The 19,491-nt window shown below is 58.5% G+C and carries 18 protein-coding genes; 10 read left to right on the forward strand and 8 right to left on the reverse strand.

Going from position 1 to position 19,491, the window contains the following annotated elements:
• Positions 1 to 67 precede the first annotated feature (67 nt).
• From SJY32_RS00980 to SJY32_RS00995, 4 genes are read right to left on the reverse strand one after another with little or no spacing between them, the layout of a single operon-like run.
• Positions 68 to 895 (reverse strand): metal ABC transporter permease, encoded by an 828-nt coding sequence (locus SJY32_RS00980; RefSeq protein ID WP_376870552.1) that lies wholly within the window; start codon positions 893 to 895, stop codon positions 68 to 70.
• Complete coding sequence (locus SJY32_RS00985) at positions 895 to 1,758, reverse strand: metal ABC transporter permease (protein ID WP_376870555.1); 864 nt, start codon at positions 1,756 to 1,758, stop codon at positions 895 to 897. Before SJY32_RS00985 ends, SJY32_RS00980 begins: the two co-directional genes overlap by 1 nt.
• Positions 1,755 to 2,651, reverse strand: a complete 897-nt coding sequence (locus tag SJY32_RS00990) for a manganese/iron ABC transporter ATP-binding protein (RefSeq protein ID WP_376870557.1) — start codon at positions 2,649 to 2,651, stop codon at positions 1,755 to 1,757. The genes SJY32_RS00985 and SJY32_RS00990 overlap by 4 nt, the downstream gene beginning before the upstream one ends.
• On the reverse strand, positions 2,648 to 3,562 hold the full coding sequence (locus SJY32_RS00995; RefSeq protein WP_376870558.1) for a metal ABC transporter substrate-binding protein: 915 nt from the start codon (positions 3,560 to 3,562) through the stop codon (positions 2,648 to 2,650). The genes SJY32_RS00990 and SJY32_RS00995 overlap by 4 nt, the downstream gene beginning before the upstream one ends.
• Positions 3,563 to 3,695: 133 nt before the next feature.
• On the opposite strand from SJY32_RS00995, the gene SJY32_RS01000 reads away from it, so the two are divergent.
• The 7 genes from SJY32_RS01000 to SJY32_RS01030 all read left to right on the forward strand — a co-directional run bounded on the left by SJY32_RS01000 (position 3,696) and on the right by SJY32_RS01030 (position 9,702).
• Positions 3,696 to 4,124, forward strand: a complete 429-nt coding sequence (locus SJY32_RS01000; protein WP_376870561.1) for a Fur family transcriptional regulator — start codon at positions 3,696 to 3,698, stop codon at positions 4,122 to 4,124.
• Positions 4,125 to 4,199: 75 nt separating this feature from the next.
• Entirely contained in the window at positions 4,200 to 4,553 is a 354-nt protein-coding gene (locus tag SJY32_RS01005) for a hypothetical protein (protein WP_376870563.1), read from the forward strand.
• Between the two features lie 139 nt (positions 4,554 to 4,692).
• On the forward strand, positions 4,693 to 6,057 hold the full coding sequence (locus SJY32_RS01010) for a PepSY-associated TM helix domain-containing protein (RefSeq protein ID WP_376870565.1): 1,365 nt from the start codon (positions 4,693 to 4,695) through the stop codon (positions 6,055 to 6,057).
• A 93-nt stretch (positions 6,058 to 6,150) separates the two neighbouring features.
• A complete protein-coding gene (locus tag SJY32_RS01015) occupies positions 6,151 to 6,957 on the forward strand; it encodes a DUF6635 family protein (RefSeq protein ID WP_376870568.1) in 807 nt (268 codons plus the stop codon).
• Positions 6,958 to 7,136: 179 nt separating this feature from the next.
• Entirely contained in the window at positions 7,137 to 8,138 is a 1,002-nt protein-coding gene (locus SJY32_RS01020; RefSeq protein ID WP_376870570.1) for an ABC transporter substrate-binding protein, read from the forward strand.
• Positions 8,135 to 8,935, forward strand: coding sequence for an ABC transporter ATP-binding protein (locus SJY32_RS01025; RefSeq protein ID WP_376870573.1), 801 nt, complete (start codon positions 8,135 to 8,137; stop codon positions 8,933 to 8,935). Before SJY32_RS01020 ends, SJY32_RS01025 begins: the two co-directional genes overlap by 4 nt.
• An 8-nt stretch (positions 8,936 to 8,943) precedes the next feature.
• Positions 8,944 to 9,702 (forward strand): ABC transporter permease, encoded by a 759-nt coding sequence (locus SJY32_RS01030; protein WP_376871029.1) that lies wholly within the window; start codon positions 8,944 to 8,946, stop codon positions 9,700 to 9,702.
• Positions 9,703 to 9,746: 44 nt separating this feature from the next.
• Here the strand turns inward: SJY32_RS01030 and SJY32_RS01035 are convergent, their stop codons facing one another.
• From SJY32_RS01035 to SJY32_RS01045, 3 genes are all read right to left on the reverse strand, one after another.
• A complete protein-coding gene (locus tag SJY32_RS01035; RefSeq protein WP_376870575.1) occupies positions 9,747 to 10,157 on the reverse strand; it encodes a response regulator in 411 nt (136 codons plus the stop codon).
• Between the two features lie 43 nt (positions 10,158 to 10,200).
• A complete protein-coding gene (locus tag SJY32_RS01040) occupies positions 10,201 to 11,475 on the reverse strand; it encodes an ATP-binding protein (protein WP_376870577.1) in 1,275 nt (424 codons plus the stop codon).
• A 174-nt stretch (positions 11,476 to 11,649) separates the two neighbouring features.
• Positions 11,650 to 15,114, reverse strand: a complete 3,465-nt coding sequence (locus tag SJY32_RS01045) for a CHASE domain-containing protein (protein ID WP_376870580.1) — start codon at positions 15,112 to 15,114, stop codon at positions 11,650 to 11,652.
• 315 nt (positions 15,115 to 15,429) lie between these two features.
• Here SJY32_RS01045 and SJY32_RS01050 point away from each other — a divergent pair, with 315 nt between their 5' ends.
• Both SJY32_RS01050 and SJY32_RS01055 read left to right on the forward strand, forming a co-directional pair.
• Positions 15,430 to 16,434 carry a PleD family two-component system response regulator gene (locus SJY32_RS01050; RefSeq protein ID WP_376870583.1) on the forward strand — a complete coding sequence of 335 codons (1,005 nt, stop codon included), beginning with the start codon at positions 15,430 to 15,432 and terminating at the stop codon, positions 16,432 to 16,434.
• Between the two features lie 20 nt (positions 16,435 to 16,454).
• Positions 16,455 to 16,790 (forward strand): Hpt domain-containing protein, encoded by a 336-nt coding sequence (locus SJY32_RS01055; protein WP_376870585.1) that lies wholly within the window; start codon positions 16,455 to 16,457, stop codon positions 16,788 to 16,790.
• 67 nt (positions 16,791 to 16,857) lie between these two features.
• Here SJY32_RS01055 and SJY32_RS01060 read toward each other — a convergent pair whose 3' ends face one another.
• On the reverse strand, positions 16,858 to 18,372 hold the full coding sequence (locus SJY32_RS01060; RefSeq protein WP_376870588.1) for an aldehyde dehydrogenase (NADP(+)): 1,515 nt from the start codon (positions 18,370 to 18,372) through the stop codon (positions 16,858 to 16,860).
• A 297-nt stretch (positions 18,373 to 18,669) separates the two neighbouring features.
• Here SJY32_RS01060 and SJY32_RS01065 point away from each other — a divergent pair, with 297 nt between their 5' ends.
• The gene (locus SJY32_RS01065) at positions 18,670 to 19,476 is read left to right on the forward strand and encodes a transporter substrate-binding domain-containing protein (protein ID WP_376870590.1); all 807 of its coding nucleotides are present in this window, start codon (positions 18,670 to 18,672) and stop codon (positions 19,474 to 19,476) included.
• Positions 19,477 to 19,491 lie beyond the last annotated feature (15 nt).

Below are 19,491 nucleotides of genomic sequence, written 5' to 3' on the forward strand. Positions count from 1 at the left end.
TCATGCGCAATTGTGAGGCGGCGTGATCGAATTACGCGAATTTTCACCTATCAGTTGGGTGGCACCGTTACGCAGAGCGCGGTGCGTTTTGCTTGATGGTTTTAAATCCAAGCGCAATCAAAAACATAGCCGTGAGCACGAGGACAATTGTCGGGGCCGTATCACTATCCAACCAGAAACTGGCATAGGTCCCAAGCACGCCAGCGGAGAGGGCGACAAGCACTGACACCGTCATCATTGCCGCGAAACGTCGCGTCACAAGAAACGCGATCGCCCCAGGCGCGATGAGATACGCGATCGATAGGATGATGCCCACAGACGATAACATCGCCACAATCACCGCCGAGAGAATTGCTAGCAGGCCGTAATGGATGACCTTAACCGGTAGGCCGATCATCTCTGCCTGCACAGGATCAAACGCATGCGCCAGAATATCGCGCCATTTCAGCCCAAGGATAATCGTGACCAACCCCGCGATAAGGCCCGTCGTCCACAAATCCGCGCGTTGCACGCCGAGCATATTTCCAAACAAGATATGATCGAGATGAAGCGCGCTCTCGATCTGCGTATAGATGACAATCCCGAAGCCAAACATGCCCGAGAAAATCACCCCCATCACCGTATCCTGCTTCACCCGCGAATGATCCTTGATAAACCCCGTGGACAGCGCGCATAAAAGCCCCGCCAGAAATGCGCCTATAATCAAGGGGATACCTGCCAGGTAGGCCAAGACCACGCCCGGGAGCACTGCGTGGCTCGTCGCGTCACCCATCAAAGACCAGCCTTTGAGGACAAGAAAGCAGCTCAGCATCGCCGCCGCTGGCGCAATCAGCGCGACGATCAAAAAGGCGTTCTGCATAAACGGAAATTGCAGCGGCAGCAGAAGAGTCTCCATCAGCCTTTCCCCCCCTGCTCCGCCATCGCCGCCCGTGTCCTGCGCCGCGCCGCCAAAGTGCCGTGATTGGGCGCGAAGATGAAGGCCAACAAGAACAATCCCGTTTGCATACACACGATGATCCCGCCGGTCGCGCCATCCAGAAAATAGCTTAGATAAGCGCCGAGCGCAGAGGTGCCGGCGCCGATGGCAACGGAGAGCGCGATAAGGAGCGGAAACCGGTCGGTGAGCAGATAGGCCGTCGCCCCCGGCGTCACCACAAGCGCGATGACAAGAAACGCGCCGACAGTTTGCATCGCCGCAACGGTGCACGCCGATAGCAAGGTGAAGAACATGATCCGCAGCCCGCCCACATTCAAACCAATCGTGCGCGCATGTGCCTCGTCAAAAAAGACCGCCAACAGATCGCGCCATTTGGCCAGTAAGATGACACCGGACACCCCGCCAATAATCGCAAGCTGCAACGTATCACCGGGCGAGATCGCCAGAATATTGCCCATCGTGATCGTCTGGATCGAAACGGCCATCGGATTGAGCGAGACCATAAACAGCCCCAATCCAAAGAAGGAGGTGAAGATCAATCCGATCACCGCATCTTCTTTCAACCCCGTGCGTTGCCGCAAAAACAGCATCGCCATCGCCGCCAATCCGCCAGACAAAAAGGCCCCGAACGCAAACGGCAGGCCCAACATATAGGCACCGGCCACGCCAGGTACGATCGCGTGAGACAAAGCGTCTCCGATCAACGACCACCCCTTCAGCATCAAATAGGCGGACAGGAACGCGCAAACGGCCCCGACCAACGCCGATACCCATATCGCATTCGTCATATAGCCGTATTGAAAGGGTTCCAGCAGGATCATTTTCGCGCCTCTGCTGTATGGGTGCGATCATCGTAGATGACCAAGGCGCGCTCGTCATCGGTGTAGACTTCGAGCTTGCGGGGATCCTCATCATCATGCAGCTGCGCACCTTCCAACATGAAATGCCGCAACACGCCGCCGAACGTTTCGCGCAGATTTTCGGCGGTGAACACCTCGCTCGTGGGCCCGTAAGCCAGCACCGTCCCGTTCACTAAAACGACGCGGTCACAAAATTCGGGCACCGACCCCAGATTATGCGTCGCCACAAGCATCACTCGTCCCTCGTCGCGCAGATCCCGCAACAGGTCGATAATTTGATCCTCCGTTTTCACATCCACGCCCGTGAACGGCTCATCAAGTAAGATCACTTGCGCGTTTTGCGCGAGGGCCCGCGCGAGGAAGACGCGCTTCTTCTGCCCCCCCGAAAGCTCACCAATCTGCCGCTTGCGAAACTCCAACATGCTCACCCGCGCCAGAGCAGAGGTCACGGCCTCATGATCCGCCGCGCGCGCGCGCCGCAAAAAGCCCATATGCCCGTAGCGCCCCATCATCACGACATCTTCGACCAACACAGGGAAAGACCAATCGACCTCCTCCGCCTGCGGGACGTAGGCGACAGATTGCGCCTTCAAGACTTCTTTAACTGGCTTCCCGAGAATTTCGATCTCGCCCCGCGATGCCGGAACAAACCCCATGAGGGCCTTGAACAGGGTCGACTTTCCGGCCCCGTTAACGCCGACAAGCCCCGCGATTGTTCCGGTCGGGATTTCAAAAGACGCGTCGCGCAAAGCGGTATGGCCGTTGCGATAGGTGACAGTGAGGCCGCGCGCGCGGATCCCTGCGCCCTCATCTTGCTGACCCGTGACGCCGTCTTCGCGCGGTTTATCCATCATTCTTGCAGACCCTTTACGATCGTCTCCGATGTGACGCGCAGCAAATCGAGATAGGTTGGAACCGGCCCGTCTTGCGCGCTCAAGCTATCCACATAGAGCACGCCGCCGTAGCGCGCGCCAGTCTCTCGAACGACTTGTTTCGCAGGCTTATCCGAGACCGTCGATTCCGAGAATACCGCGGGAATGTCATTCTCCCGCACCGCATCGATAACCGCCTTCACCTGCTGCGGCGTGCCTTGCGCATCGGCGTTGATTGGCCAGAGGTAGACTTCGCTCAGCCCGAAATCCCGCGCCAGATAGGAGAACGCACCCTCCGACGTCACCAGCCAGCGGCGATTGTCCGGCAAGGCTTTCGCCTCCTCAACCAACGGCGCGATCACCTGTGCGATCTCGTCTTTATACCGCGCGGCATTGGCGGCGTAGGTCTGCGCATTGGCAGGATCGGCCGCGCTCAACGCATCGCGGATATTATCCACATAGATCACCGCCGAACTCAACGCCATCCACCCGTGCGGGTTGGGCTTGCCATCATACTCGCCCCCCGCAATCGCCATCGGCACGATCCCGTCACTCACAACGACCGCAGGAACGTCGCGCAGATTGCCGAAGAACTGCTCGAACCAGCGCTCCAGATTCAATCCGTTCCACAAAATCAGATCCGCCCCCTGCGCCCGCACCAGATCACGCGGCGTCGGCTGATAGCCGTGGATTTCCGCCCCCGGCTTGGTGATCGATACCACGTCAGCGGCCTCGCCAGCCACATTTTGCGCCATATCTGCGATGATGGTGAAACTGGTGACGACCTTGATCTTGTCTTGCGCAAAGGCAGGCGCGGCCTGCAATGCGAGGGCGGCAAAGGCGCCTGTCACGACGGCGGCGATCTGCGAGAGGCTTTGACGGCGGCTATACATTGCGGTCTCCTGAAAGGATGCATGGATATCTCGTCACATGCATCTAGGAATGATTTGCAACTGTCAAGCCACTTGCGAATGATTTGCATAAAGCGACTTGATCGCCCGCCTCGGATCGCGCTAGATCAGAGGGATGACGCAAGACACACATCGCATTGACCAACTCGTAGGCGCGCTGAAGACGGCGGGCGTTCGCATCACGCGGCAACGCGCGGCGCTGCTCGCGGTGCTGGCCGAGTCGAACGATCACCCCGACGCCCACGAGCTGCAACGCCGCGCGCAAATCGAAGCGCCGGGAATTTCCCTGTCGACGGTCTATCGCACGCTGACGGAACTCGAGACGCAAGGCGTGATCCACCGCCATCAGTTCGACGGTGCCTCCGCGCGGTTCGAACATGCCGAATCCGATCACCATGATCATATGATCGACATTGAAACGGGCAAGGTCGTCGAGTTTTGCTCCGACAAGATCGAGCGCCTACAAATGGAAATCGCCGCCGAACTCGGCTATGAAATCGTGCACCACCGGATGGAGCTCTACGTCCGCCGGAAAAAAGGCTGACCGGCCTTCCCCGCGGGGAAGCATTGCGCGCCAATCCCCCTTCACAACGGCGTTAACATTGGGCTACATGCCGCCATGTTTCGGCGCATCGCACCCTTTTTAGCAACTCTAACACTCGCGATTCTCCTCGCGGCGTCCAGCGTTGTGTCCACCGTGTCGATGACACCGGACAGAGACCGCGAAGCGCGCGCCGTCGTTCTCAGCGTATTTGGCAGCACCGAACTTGAGCTGTGCGGCCAGATTGATCCGCACCACGAGCATCGCTGCCCGTTTTGTCATCAGCTTCCCGCCACCCAAACGGCGAAAGTTCCTGAAGGCATCTCACGACTGGCGCTCCATGCAACGCCGATATTGCAACGCGATCTGCTACTTCGCTGGCAGGTTGCCCGCTCCACCGGCTTCGCGCGCGCTCCCCCCATTGTGATCTGATCTCCCGATGTCCTGTCGCGGTGGCGCCGAGCGCCGCGCGATGTTTGCCCGCTGCTCCCCTGCCTGAGGCTTCCGTGGTCCGATGACCGGGCTCAATAGGGGTGCGACCAGCGGCTCACTTTCTGTTTTCGGAGTCACAATGACCACCACCCCAACCCGCGCAGCGCCAAGCTCTGCGCTGTACCGCGCCGTCTGGCGCTGGCACTTTATCGCAGGGCTCATCGTCCTGCCGTTCATGATCTTGCTTGCCGTAACGGGCGGCATCTACCTCTACAAAGACGAGGTGAATGCCGTTTTCCAACCGGAACTGCGCATCGTCACGCCGCAAGACGGCGGCACGCAAGCCCCCTCCACCCTCACCGCCGCCGCGCTCGCCGCGCATGAAGGCCGCCTGCACAGCTACCTCCCCCCCGCCGCGCCTGACGCCTCCGCCCAAGTCAAAATCGTCAATTCGGACGGCGGCAAGGACATCGTTTACGTGAACCCCTACACTGCGGAGGTGCTGGGGACGCTGTGGGATGCCGGGCCTTCCGGCTCCAAATTCATGTATATCGTACGCAAGCTGCATAGCCTTGAATATATCGGCTGGTTCGGCAACCGCCTCATTGAGGCCGCCGCTGGGTGGATGATCCTGCTCGTTGCATCGGGCGTCTACCTTTGGTGGCCGCGCGGACGCAATGTTGGCACAACCACGATCAAACGCAAAACGGGGCGCGGCTTCTGGCGCGATCTCCACGCCGTCACCGGCATCTACACCGCAGGCTTCATCGTGTTCCTCGCGCTGACGGGCCTGCCATGGTCCTCGGTTTGGGGCGGGAAATTCTACGATATTACCTACGCGATGGGCATGGGGATGCCAGACGGGTATTGGGGGAAATACCCATCCTCGACCGTCCCGCTGGGCGAGGCGCTGGATAAAACAGCGTGGATCATGGAAAAACAGCCGATGCTGAATTCGACCACATCCGAAGGCGTTCCGGCGGGGTTGGATCAAGTCGTCCGGATCGTCGAGGACGCTGGCATCCATCCGGGTTACGCCCTCAATGTGCCATCCTCCCCCGAGGGCGTTTTCACAGCCTCGGTTTACCCCGACGATATCTCGTTTGAGCGTGTGATCCACATCGATCAATACAGCGGCGAGATCTTGTTCGATGTCGGGTTGGACGGTTTGGGGACCTTCGGCAAAGCCGCCGAATGGGGCATCAGCTTGCATATGGGCCAAGCTTTCGGCCTCGCCAACCAGATCATCCTCACACTTGCCTGCATCGCGATGGTGGCGATGTCGGTTGCGGGCGGGCTGATGTGGTGGAAACGCCGCCCCGCCGGCGCGCTCGGCACACCGACGATGCCATCTGATTGGCGGATTCCACGCACATTGCTGGTCATGTCGGTTGTCGCGGGCGTGTTCTTCCCGCTCGTCGGGCTCAGCATGATCTTGCTCGCGCTGGTGGAACTCGTCATTGCGCTGCGCAACCGCCGCCAAAACATGCATCCCGCACAATAAAATCCGGCGCCGCCATGTCTTGGCATGGCGGGCCCTTTTCGTAGCCGTGCGAATGAACGATACTGCGATCCTCGTCCCTAACTGGCAGTGACCATGGACACGTCTCATACCGATGCGGCTCAAGCCGTGAAGCACAAGGTGGACGCGTTCGTCCGCCGACACTTTTACCCGCGCGGCGCGTTTGACTTGCACCGAGCGGCGATCGGCTGGGATCTGCTGCGCGCCCCGGTAAACGTGCTTCTAGCGCCGGTCTTTTTGCTGATGGCTTTGGTGGCATTGCTCGCGCGTCTCGCCAAGCTCAAACGATTTGGCGCTTGGTTGCTCGGGCGGCGCCTGTTTTTAAAAACGAGTGTTGCGCAACGCCTTGAGGCCGAGATCGCGCAGGACCTATTGCAAGGCGCACCCTTGACCGAGCGTAGCCGCAAGCTGATCGACGATTATACCGCCGTCCGCTCCGCAGTGGCCGAAATCACGACATCACTCATCGTGCTCCTGACAGGCTACGCCCTCTTCGGGACCCCAACACCGGGGATCGCGTCTCTCGCGCCCACCGTGTCGACCTACGTCGGGCACGCCTCCGCCGTCACAGGATTTCCCTTGGGGTCGTGGCTTGGCGGCATTTGGTACGGCATATTTCCCGTCTCAATGCCCGTCTCTTTCGTTGTGCTGACCGGCGTCATACTCGCCATGATTGCGTCGCTCATCACGACATTCGCGGGGCTCCTCGCGGATCCGGTACAAGCCGTGCTCGGGATTCACCGCCGACGCCTGATGAAACTCCTTGATCGGCTTGCCCTCACGCAAGGCGACACCGCAGGCCTCGCGCCAGAACATATCCTCGCCCGTGTGGCGGATCTCTCGGATGCCGGCATGAGTTTGTTGCGCTATTTTCGGGGCTAATCTGGGGGCGTCAAACCTTTCGCCGCATCATTTTTATGCCTCTTGTCTATTTTTTGACCAAACGATTACAGCTTTCGACATCCCCCTTGTTTTGCCGCCACTTCCCCTTGGTTCACGCCGCCCCGCAATGCCTATGATTGAGGCAGACCGATATCACGATGCTCACAGGGGGCCCTTTTATGTTCTACCGTTCACTGCTTTCGATTGCCTTACTCGGCACCTCCGCCGCCTACGCGGAGACGCAAATGCCCTTCGCGCTGGATTGGAAATTCGAGGGCCCTGCCGCGCCTTACTTCGCCGCAATCGACAACGGCTATTTCAAAGCGCATGATTTGAACGTCACCGTTGAAGCCGGCAACGGGTCGCTCGACGCGATCCCGAAAGTGGCGACCGGCGCCTTCCCCGTGGGGATGGCCGATATCAACAGCCTCATCAAATTCCTCGATCAAAACCCAGGCGCGCCCGTGATCGGGGCGATGATGGTCTATGACAAGCCTCCCTTCGCGATCATTGGTCGGAAATCGCAAGGCATCGATACTCCCAAGAGCTTGGAAGGCAAAAAGCTGGGCGCCCCGCCGCCGGATGGCGCATGGGCGCAATTCCCGATCTTCGCCGCCGAGAACGACCTCGATGTCTCCAAAATCACTGTCGAGCCCGTTGGCTTCCCAACGCGTGAACCGATGCTCGCGGAGGGTGCGGTGGATGCGATCACCGGCTTCTCGTTTACCTCGTATCTCAACGCCGCGCGCCTTGGCGTACCGGAAGAAGACCTCGTCACCCTCCTGATGGCCGATTATGGCGTCGAGCTCTATAGCAACGTCATCATCGTCAACACCGAATACGCGGCCGAGAACCCCGAGGAAATCAAAGGCTTCCTCGCAGGTGTCGCCGAAGGCTGGAAAGCCTCGATCGCCGATCCGGCATCCGTCATCCCAATGCTGATCGAGCGCAACCCCGCCGCAGATGCCGAGTTGGAACAGCGCCGCTTGGAACTCTCGATCGAGGATAACGTCGCCACGGATTGGGTAAAAGCCAATGGCTTCGGCATTATTGACGCAGATCGGATGGAGACGGCCTTGACCCAAATCGCCACCACCTATGACTTCGCGACCACACCAGATGCCGCCACCTATTTCACGGATGCCTATCTGCCCGATGGCGGCTTCAAACTGGCGGAATGAGTGTGGAAAACCTGATTGAACTCAAAGCCGTGCGGCATTCCTACCGCACGGCCTCCGGCCCGCTGCCCGTTTTGGGTGGGCTGGAACTCGCCGTTCCCGAAGGCGGGTTTGTCGCGGTGGTTGGCCCATCGGGTTGCGGCAAATCCACCCTGACCCGATTGGTCGCAGGGCTGCTGATCCCAGATGAGGGCGAAGTGCGCGTTCACGGCGAACGCGTCACACGCCCACGCTCGAATGTCGGGATGGCCTTTCAAAATCCGGTTTTGCTGGAATGGCGGACGATCCTGCAAAACGTGCTCTTGCCGTTGGAAATCGTGCCGCATTCCCTGACCAAATCCCAAGCCGAGGAGCGCGCGCGCAAACTTTTGGCGCTGGTCGGTTTGGAAGGTTTCGAATCCAAACGCCCCTCCGAACTTTCGGGCGGGATGAAGCAACGTGCCTCGCTGTGCCGCGCGCTGATCCATTCGCCCGAAGTGCTTATTCTGGATGAACCTTTCGGCGCGCTGGACGCCTTCACCCGCGAGGATCTGTGGCAAATTATGCACCGGATCAAAGCCGAGGAGCCCTTCACGGGCGTGTTGATCACCCACGATCTGCGGGAGTCAATTTTCCTCGCGGATCAGGTTGTTGTGCTGTCGGGCCGCCCTGCGCGCACGCAGTTCACCCTCGACATTCCGGATACAGGGGTGCGCACGCTCAACCATCTCTACACGCCGGAAGCTTCGACCATGCTCAACACGCTGCGACACCAGATCGAAATCGCGCAAGGCCGTGCGCCGCAAGGGGCGGCAGCATGAGCGCAAAGATGAATGCCCAGAAAGTTCTGGTGCCCACCGCCGCGGTGATTGTGTTTTTACTCCTTTGGGAGGCGCTCGTTTGGGTCATGGGCTGGCCAAATTACAAGATGGCCTCCCCGAGTGACCTTCTGCCCGCTTATGAAAAACATTGGTCGTTGTTCCTGATTATGGGGTGGCAAACTTTGTGGCGCACCATTGCGGGGCTACTGCTCGCGGTTGTGTTCGGCACCGCGCTCGGAATGGTCATGGGCTTTTCGCGAACGATGCGCGACGCGCTCTATCCATTGCTGGTTGGCTTTAACGCGATCCCGAAGGCGACCGTCGTCCCGATCGTTGCCTTGATGTTTGTCGGATGGCACGATTTCAACACCGTTCTGATCGCCTTCATGATCAGCTTCTTCCCGATTGCGGTGTCGATATCACTGGGCCTGTCGACCTTGGAGCCAGAATACCGCGACATTTTGCGCTCACTGGGCGCGTCACAGGCGACGACTTTCTGGAAAATCGCCCTTCCCAAGACTTTGCCGGAGTTCTTCGGCGCGTTGAAAGTCTCCGTGACCCTCGCCTTTATCGGGACCAACCTGATGGAAATCGTCTCGCCGCATGGGCGCGGACTGGGGGCGTTGTTTGACAGCGGCAAAACCAATTCGGATTACCCGCTGATGTTCGCCGTGCTCATCGCCTTAGCGTTTTTGGGGATCGTGCTCTACTATATCGTCGTTGCGCTGGAAAAAACCTTCGCAGGCTGGGCGGATCGGAGCATCTGACACGCCGCCCTGCGGATCGGGCGGAGTGAGGCGCGAAACAAAGGTCAAGCGGTGCTTTGCGCCGCTTGACCTGCTTTCAGACGGGTCCATATGCCGAGCAATTCGCCAGCCAACGTCATCGGGTCAAACGGCTTCACGATCACAGCGACTGCACCAGCCTCGATCAGCTTATCAACATCCGAATTCTGCGCCTTCGCGGTCATGAAGATCGCTGGCGTTTCGGCAAATTCAGGGTAGGCGCGCAGCGCCGCGAGCGTTTGCTCGCCGTTCATCCCTGGCATCATCACATCGAGCAGCAAAATATCAGGCGCCGCCTCACGGGCCCCCTCTATCGCATCTTGTCCGGAGACGAACTGAACAACTTCCAACCCGCCCACGAGCTCTAACGCGATGCGCGCGATCTCGCGGATATCAGGATCGTCGTCCACATGGACGACCTTCGGATTATTGCTCATGATCCCTCCTCAAGGTCTTGAACGCCCGCTCCGCGCAGGCCAGCTATGGCGATGCAGGTGACAGTGTTACATCTTCGGTCGGCAAGTCGATGAAGAAAGTGGTCCCCACCCCGATTTCGCTTGTGAAGCCGATATTTCCGCCATGTTTTTCAACAAGTGTCTTGGCGATATTCAGGCCAAGGCCCGTCCCCACCCGCTGGCGATCGATTTTCGTGTGGGCTTGAACAAACCGAGCAAAGAGCTTGTCATGCGCCTCGGGCGGAATCCCGATGCCGTGATCCGTGACGGACAAACGCACACCCGTTTCGTGCCGCGCGACGATCAGTTCAACCGATTGTCCCTGCGGCGAAAACTTGACCGCGTTCGAGAGCAAATTCGTCAAAACTTGCGTCATCCCGTCACGGTGAATTGCGGCGTAGATCGGCTCGCGCGGGCCGGAGCAAGACAGGCCGACACCAAACTCGTGGCCATATCCCGCATTCGCCACAATCACATCTTGGCAAAACGCCAAAACATCAACGCGTTCCAAGGACATATCCATCATGCCCGCATCCAGCTTTTGCAAATCAAGCACATCATTGATCAGTCGTAGCAAACGATCCACGTTACGCTGCGCCATATCAACCATCGCTTCGGCACGGTCGGTGATCGGGCCCGCCACGCCGGAGCTGATCAGATTGAGCGCGCCCTTTACAGAGGTCATTGGCGAGCGCAGCTCATGGCTGACGGTGCTGACGAAATCCGCCATTTCCTGCTCTGCACGCTTGCGCTCGGATATATCGCGCATCGCCGCGATAATCCTTGGCTGCGCATTCGGGAAGGGTTGGAGCGCGAGCTTCACCTCGAACGGACGATCTCCGTGAGACACCTCACATAGCTCGGTTTGCGACGCGCCCGCGACCAAGCGCCCGATCCGCGTTTGAATTGAGGGCAAATCGAATCCGTCGAAAACCGCATTCAGCGGCTTGCCGACAGCGTCTTCCATGCGAAGACCACTCGACATGGAGGCCGCCGGATTGAGATAGGCAATTTCTAACGAGGCCGCGTCAATAACGTAGACCTCGTCGGGCAGCGCAGCCAGAATGCCGTAGGCAGGGTCTTGCTGCGGGTGCGGATATGTGTCGACTGTGTCGGTTGGACTGGGCGCCGTGAGCATGGGGGCTTGATACGCCCGTCGGCCCGCCGGCGAAAGCGTCTTTCGACGTTCAAAGGCGATCAACGACATCAAAACCATAGACGCCACCAAGACCGACGCAACGTCGGTTGATGTTTCACTATCGGGCATAATAAGCCGCGCATAAGTCACTAAATCAAACATCGAACTTCCTCGTACAACACATTTCGCCGTTCTCATGAGAGAAAAGCGGGCCGAAAGCGCCTATAATTCGGCGCCTTAAAACGGGACATATGGATTGTATGATTTAGCTATAAGGAAAATGTATGGCACGATAACGACGGTATGCGGGCAGCCGGATATTCAACCCGACCGCCATCACGTATCTTTATTTTTCCATATGATTTCAAGGCATTGCTTCGCCACATCCTCAAGTTGTATCTTGGATTTTGTGAAATGCACCACAAGCCTTGGGTCAGGGCGCGGCCCCTCGTTCGAGGTCAGCGCGACGATTTTCGCGTTGGGCTGCAAGGTGATGATTTGATCCAGCAACGCCTGTTCGGCAGGACGTCCGGTATCGCGCCCCAAAATCACCATCGCGTAGGGTTCCAGCGAGAGCATGTAGCGCGCCGCTTCATCGTTATGCGCGTGGACAAGTTCCGCAGAGGGCGCAAAGGCGGCGGCAAGCACCTCCGCCACGTCATGATCCGCCTCAACATGCAAAATGCGGAGCGTCTCGAGATCCGAGGTATCGGGCGCCAGATCGGGGTCGGCGGGCGCGGGAACCGTTCCAGATTGCAGCGGCACCTTGATCCAGAATGTCGTCTTTACGCCCGGCTCGGAGTCGAAGCCGATTTCACCGCCCATTTGATCGATGGTGCGTTTGGCGATGTGCAGCCCGAGGCCCGTGCCCTCACGTTTGCGGATAGAAGTGCTATCGACTTGGGAGAATGGTTTGAAAATCTTGTCGTGGAACTGCGGCGGAATGCCTTCGCCGTTATCGGTGACACGGATCACGATCTGCTCGCCCTCTTGGACGACCTCGACAGAGACGACCCCACCAACGGGAGAGAATTTCGCGCCATTGGAAAGGAGATTTGTCATAACCTGTTGGAAACGGTTTTCTTCAATCAGAACATTTGCCGATGGAAGATCGCCGTTGATTGTATAGGTCACATCGAATTGCGCGGCATAGGGTTGGTTGACCTGCACGGCCCGTTCGACCTGCGCACCGATATCAGCCAAGGTGAGTTCGGGCTTCTCTTGGCCGCTCTCAAGCTTTTCGAGATCAAGAATATCATTCACGAGCAAGATCAACCGGTCGCAATTCTTCTGCGCGATTTGCAACATTCGCTTCGCTGTCTCCGGAATGCCGTCAGACATCGCATTCAACAAAAGCGAGATAGAACCGTTGATTGATGTCAGAGGCGTGCGCAGCTCATGGCTCACTGTTGCGACGAACTGGTTCTTCAACTCGTCGACCTGATGCTGGTCGGTGATATCAGTCATAAGGCCGATCATCCGCCACGCGCGCCCGTTTTCGTCGCGCTCTTCGCCCGTCATCTCCGACCGCATCCAGCGCCAAACGCCCCCCGCCGCCCGCACACGGTATTCAGAGACAGATCGTGCGGACCGGCCTTCGATACAGGCTTCGTCGGCGGCCCGAATATGGGCCATGTCATCGGGATGAACGCGATCGAGCCATTGGCTCTGCGGATCTGCGAAGGCGTCGAATTCAACGCCCATCAATTCGCACCACGTGCGCGAGACGATTGCATGTTGCGTGCGCAGATTGAAATCGAACACACCGATCTTGCCCGCGTTCAACGCGAGCTCCAACCGGCGCTGCGTGCTGCGCAGCTGTTCGGCGGCAGCGTGATAGCGGCTTGTATCCCGCATCACGGCCGTGAATCGCCGCTCGCCATAGCTATTCTTCCACGGAATGATCTGCACATCGAGGATCAAGGGCTTCCCGAGGATCGACAGCGTTCGCACCTCGCCGCGATAGGGGGAAGGCACGTCCGCGCCCGCGGCATGAATAAAGTAGTCGTTGATCTGCCCGTTCAGCAGGGTCGACAGATGCGATCCGACGGCGTTCACGCCATCGTTGACCAAAAGTCGCGCGAAGGCGTCGTTATAGCGCAACAGATTTCCGCGCCCGTCTAACAGGGCGATGGTTGCCACGGCGGTCTCGATGATCGAGCGGTTCTCATCGACCTGCGTCGCAAGTTCGCGCGTGCGCTGCACGACGATACCGCGCACGAGTTCTTCGCGCTGAGCAAGGCTGATCAAGAAAACCGCGAGCAGGATCGAGAACGAGACACCGCCGATAAGAACAATTGCGGGTTTCATCGTCCACAGACGATCCTCAAGCGCGGCGGTGCTTTCCCAGACGATCGTCCATGTTTCGCCGTAGGCCTCGAACGTCTCGGCAATACGGTATTGGGCCCGCCGATTTGACGTCTCCTGCGCTTCACTGACGTAGAATGCCTCGTCGGGCGTCGTCGCATCGCCGTGATATGCGGTGATAACCAGATCGTCGTCCTGCCCGATCGTCAAATCCGATAACACGCTTGAAGCATTGAACGTCGCATAGGCCCACCCGATGAAACTCGCGCGGCGCGCCTCAACAGTTTCGGGCTGCTGGGCCAGCCCCGCATAGACCGGCGCGAGCATCAGGAAGCCTTTGCCTTGATTATGGACCGGAATCAGATCGATCGGCGGTGTGAGCGCAATTTTTCCCGTGTCGCGCGCAGAAATCGCGGCGCGGTAGCGTTCCTTTTCGAAGGAAATATCCACGCCAAGGGCAGATTTCCCGTTTTCGAGATTTTCAAGATATTTGATAATGAACATCGGGCCGTCTTTGGCCTTCGGCGTTACCTCCAGCCCGAGCACCCCTTCCCGCCGCGCGTCTTCGAGAAACTTATCCAAGTCCGCCCGGTCAACGGGTTCAATGAATCCCATTGAACGGATGCCAAAATTCGCATCTGACAGGTTGAGTGTTTTCACATACCGGTTCCATTCCGGCGCCGTCACCAAACCAGACGCGCGGAAGAGCCCGACGCCACTGTTCACGGCCAGTTCAATCACTGACAGCCGATGTCGGAGAGCCTGTTCGGAATCGTGCTGGGCGGCGTTAAACTGGGATCGCTGCGCTTCATTTCCGAGCCGTGCAACATAGGACCATGCCCCCAGCGACACCGCCACCGAAAGCGTCACGTACAGCAGCGCAGGCGTGGTGAAGCGCGGGATGGGCGCGCCGCGCCAAAAGGCATTCGTTGGCCCCAACCAAGGCCCCAACACCGCCGCCATAACGGCGAGATTGATGGCGATGACATCGCCAAGCCACCAGACGAGCCAATAGAAACCAACATCATCTGGCGTGATCCGCGTTGCAAATACGTGAAAAGCGATGCCGACGCTCGATACGGGAATGCAGCTCGCCGGAATGGCAATGAACATGACGGAGGCGAGATGCCGCCAGCCGCGCAGGCGTATCGGATAGCCACAAAACTCACGGATAAGGGTTTTGCCCAACAGCCCCTGCGCGGTCATCGTTATCGCCAAGACGAGGGTCTCCGCGACATCGAACGCGGTGGAAAAATCCCAATAGCCAAGCTGGATCAGAATGATCCTGTTGAGTAACGAGCCAATAAAAATTGCGGGCCAAAGCTCGCGCCCGACGATGAGCAAGATCGCAATTGCAACGCCACTGCCGCGTAAAATCAGCAGGTTTGAGCCGGCGGAGGGCGTCAATAAGATGCCTGTCAAACTGACGGCACAAAATAAAAGGGAAAAGGCCGCGATCTGCGCGATCCGGAAAGGCACTGAATCTTGTCTCACGCAGAAACCCTTTCCGAAGCCATCCCCTCAATCTTCTATCGAGGCTCTCTTGAGGTACACCCGTTCCAAGTGCATCGCAACATTGTTAGCGGGGCGAAAGCGCAAGGATTCAATGCTTTGCTATCATGAGCGGCGAAACAATCCCCCAACGTCAGCCGTGATTAAAACGCCAAAACACGTGTTTTGGGGCAATCGGTCCAATTGTGACGCGCGAGTGCCTCATTTTGGTCCAACTGAGAATCAATTTTAAGGCGAGCGAGGGGAACATCTCGTAGGACAGGCGCACGACGCGGCGATCGAAAAGGAAGACTGGAAATGAAAATTTTGGCCGTAGATGATGATGAACTCATCCTCGAAATCGTAGCCGCTACGCTTCGCGCAGGCGGTTACACTTCGGTGACAACGGCAACGAGCGCACGCGAGGCCGCAGAATTGGTCTCGAACGCGACGGTTCCGTTCGATTGTTTCTTGCTTGATATTATGATGCCCGAAATTGACGGGATCGAACTGGCAGGTTGGCTGCGCAAAGCGCCGCAGCACCGCACGACGCCGATCGTCATGCTGACGTCGATGTCGGAAAAATCCTTCATCGACCGCGCTTTCCTGGCAGGCGCGACCGACTACATCACCAAGCCTTTCGATGCGATGGATTTGACGACCCGCGTCCAGATGGCCGAGCGTCAAATTCAAGCGAGCCGCGCCGCCAATGATAGCGCGGGCCAAATTCTGGCGCTGACGGCGCAGATCGACAAACGGTTCGCCGCGCCCTTGTCGGAGCCGATCGCATTGGAAGATGTCGACGGGCTGATCGATTATCTCGCAATGCAAAACTACCTGCTTCAAATGTCGCGCGGGTCGTTTGTGGGCACGAGCCTCTTTGCGCTGCGGATTGCGGATGTGGGCGATATCTACGCAAAAGCCTCGCCGGCGCTCTTCCACGACATCCTCGCAGATGTCGCCGAATGCACCCTAAAAGCGATGTGCAACAGCGAATGCATCATGTCTTATGCGGGGAATGGATCTTTCGCGGGCGTCATGGGGATGGCAGAGGGCTTCGATAGCGCTGATCTGGAAATCGAGATCAACATGATGATGGAACGTCTCCACCTCACGGATGATCGCGATCAACCCCTGACAGTGCGCGTCGCCGTAGGTGCGCCGCAATCGATCGGCATGCTGCATTCGGGCCGCTGGGTAATCAACCAGATGCAGCGCGCGATTGAGGATTTGGCATGGGCCGTCCCCAAAGCCAATCGGGGGACATTGACGGCGGCAACGCCCAAGGGGCGGTTGATGCGCGCTTTCACGCAAACAAGGTAGTTTAACGCGGAGACCAAAACGTGCCGAAATCCGACCTCGTTGCTCAAAAAATCTCCGAAATTCGTCCGCGGTTTCTGGCGGCTCTCTCCCAACGGCTTGATCGGTTGGAGGAAATAAGAGACCAGCTGGAAACTGTGGACGACGTTTGGCCGCTGATGGTCGAGATCCGCTCGGAGGCACATACGACCGTCGGCCTCGCTGCGACCTTGGGGTTCCACGATCTTGGGCTTTTAGCACAGGAGGTCGAAATTTTCATTCACCGGGCCGAAAAGGCCGGAGAAACGAGCCATTTTCCAGAGGACGGGCTTTATAAGTTTGACTCAATGATCGGGGAAATGGCGCTGCTCATTCCGTAAAGAAGCGCCACATCCGTTGTATCGCGAGCACCCCAAACCGGATGCTCGCGCCAAAAAGCGACGGGATTTATTGAAGATCCGTCGGCAGCAAGTCGCTGGGGATGTTCTGGAAACAGACAGGCCGCAAGAACCGCCGGATCGACATCGTGCCGACAGAGGTTGCGCCAAAGTTGGTCGAGGCCGGATAGGGCCCGCCGTGGACCATCGTATCGCTCACTTCGACGCCCGTGGGGAAGCCGTTGGCCAAAACACGCCCTGCTTTTCGCTCCAGAACGGGCAAAAGCGACCGCGCGAGATCGGTATCGCCCGCATCAAAATGCAAGGTTACGGTGAGCTGGCCGACCAAACTGCGCGCAACCTCCGCCATCTCGCGCGCGTCCTGCGCCACAACAACCAAGCCGAGCGGCCCGAACACCTCCTCGGAGAGCGCATGGTTTTTCAGCCAATCCGCGGCCGAGACTTTAAACAAGAAAGGCTTGGCCTCACGCGGGCCGCAAACGGATGTCAGCAACTCTTGAACACCAGATTGCGCGCCGACCGCCTGCGCGCCGGTCGTGTAGGCCTGCGCGATCCCATCGGTGAGCATGACTTGACCAGCCGTCTGCGCGAGCGCCGCGCGGGTCGCCTCGATGAACACATCAGCGGTCTCGCCGCCGATGACAACCGCGATACCCGGGTTGGTACAAAACTGGCCCGCGCCCATCGCGAGCGACGCCGCCCACCCTGCGCCAAGCGCTTCGCCGCGCGCCCCAACTGCCGCAGGCAAAACAAACATCGGGTTCACCGCACCCAACTCACCAAAGAACGGAATCGGCTCAGGACGTTGCATGCAAAGATCAAAGAGCGCCCGCCCGCCCGCGAGCGACCCGGTAAAGCCGACCGCTTTGATCAAAGGATGCTGCACAAGCGCCTGACCGACGGCGCGCGTGCCGCCTTGCACGACAGAGAAGACGCCTGGATGCACGCCGCAGCGGTTGATAGCAGCGTGGATCGCTTCGGCCACGATCTCGCCCGTAACAGGATGCGCTCCGTGGCCTTTCACAACAACAGGGCACCCCGCAGCAAGCGCCGCGGCCGTGTCACCGCCCGCAGTGGAGAAAGCGAGAGGGAAGTTCGAGGCACCAAAGACAGCAATCGGCCCGATTGGCCGCTGGATCATGCGCAGATCGGGACGCGGCATCGGCGCACGTTCCGGCATCGCGGCATCAAATCGCCGGTCAAGGTAGTCACCCTTCAAAATATGATCCGCGAACAGGCGCAACTGGCCTGTGGTTCGACCGCGCTCACCGTTGAGGCGCGCCTCCGGCAAACCTGTTTCCGCGCAGCCCATTGCGGTGATCTCCTCGGCGCGCGCCTCGATCTCATCGGCAATCGCGTTCAAGAATGCGGCGCGCTCGGCGCGCGAACTGTAACCGTAGCTCAAAAACGCATCCTCGGCGGCCTCGGCCGCGCGATCCACCAAATCAGGCGAGCCATTCGAAATCTCGAACGACGGACCGGAGGCGGGCGCCGATTGGAAATGCATTTCGGAAGCGATCCATTCGCCGGCGATCAAGTGTTTTCCATGGGGGGTATATGTCATCTAGCGGCCTTTCTTCGACGCATGGGCTTTCATCAGGCCCAAAAGTGTTTCACGGTCGCGGTGGGCGCTTTGGCGCAGGCGACGGCGGTTGCCCGATGGCAGCCCATAGCAGATGCGGCTTCCGTGGCGGGCGCACCGACCGCGTTAGCGGACCCCGTGGCGACGCGATTTAATCGTGGCCGTGCTTAACGGCTTTTGCGCGTCTTCGCCAGATATTTTTCTTTTATGAAAATTATTGCCAAAAAGAATAAAATCTTTCAGTGTAGGGACAGGAATCAACAGAGAGGTCAAAATAAGATGAAAAACATCACATTCACCGCTGCTTTACTCGCGACGACCTGCGTTGCAGGCGTGGCACATGCGGATAAACTGGACGATATCATCTCCTCCGGTACGTTGCGTTGCGCAGTTGTGCTGGATTTCCCGCCGATGGGGATGCGCGATGAGAACAACGAGCCGATCGGCTTTGACGTTGATTATTGCAACGATCTGGCAGCGGCCCTTGGCGTCGAAGCAGAGATCGTCGAGACACCCTTCCCAGAGCGTATTCCAGCGCTGATGTCGGGCCGCGTGGACGTCGGCGTTGCATCGACGTCCGACACACTGGAGCGCGCGAAAACCGTTGGCTTCTCGGTGCCTTACTTCGCCTTCGACATGGCCGTGACAGCGAACACAGGCTCGGGCATCACGTCGTTTGAAACGATGAAAGGTCACACGGTTGGCGCCGTTGCGGGCACGTACGAAGCAATTGCGCTTGAAGCGCAAGTCAAAGAATGGGGCGAGGGTGAGTTCCGTCCGTATCAAACTCAGGCGGATGTCTTCCTCGCGCTGAGCCAAGGGCAGCTTGAGGGCACCGTGTCGACCTCCACCGTTGCACAAGCGAATGTCAAAACTGGCAACTTCAAAGATATCGAAGTCGTCGGCACCGCGCCGTTTGATATCGACTATGTGGCCCTGTTCGCGAAGCGCGACGAATACGGTTTCCTGAACTATCTCGATCTGTTCGTGAACCAGCAGACCCGCACAGGCCGTTATGACGAGCTCTATGAAAAATGGGTTGGTGGCACCGCACCGGATCTAACAGTTCCTAACGTTTACCGTTAATCTGGCACCGTAAAT

Source organism: Albirhodobacter sp. R86504 (assembly GCF_042466415.1).
Taxonomy (GTDB): Bacteria; Pseudomonadota; Alphaproteobacteria; order Rhodobacterales; family Rhodobacteraceae; genus Albirhodobacter.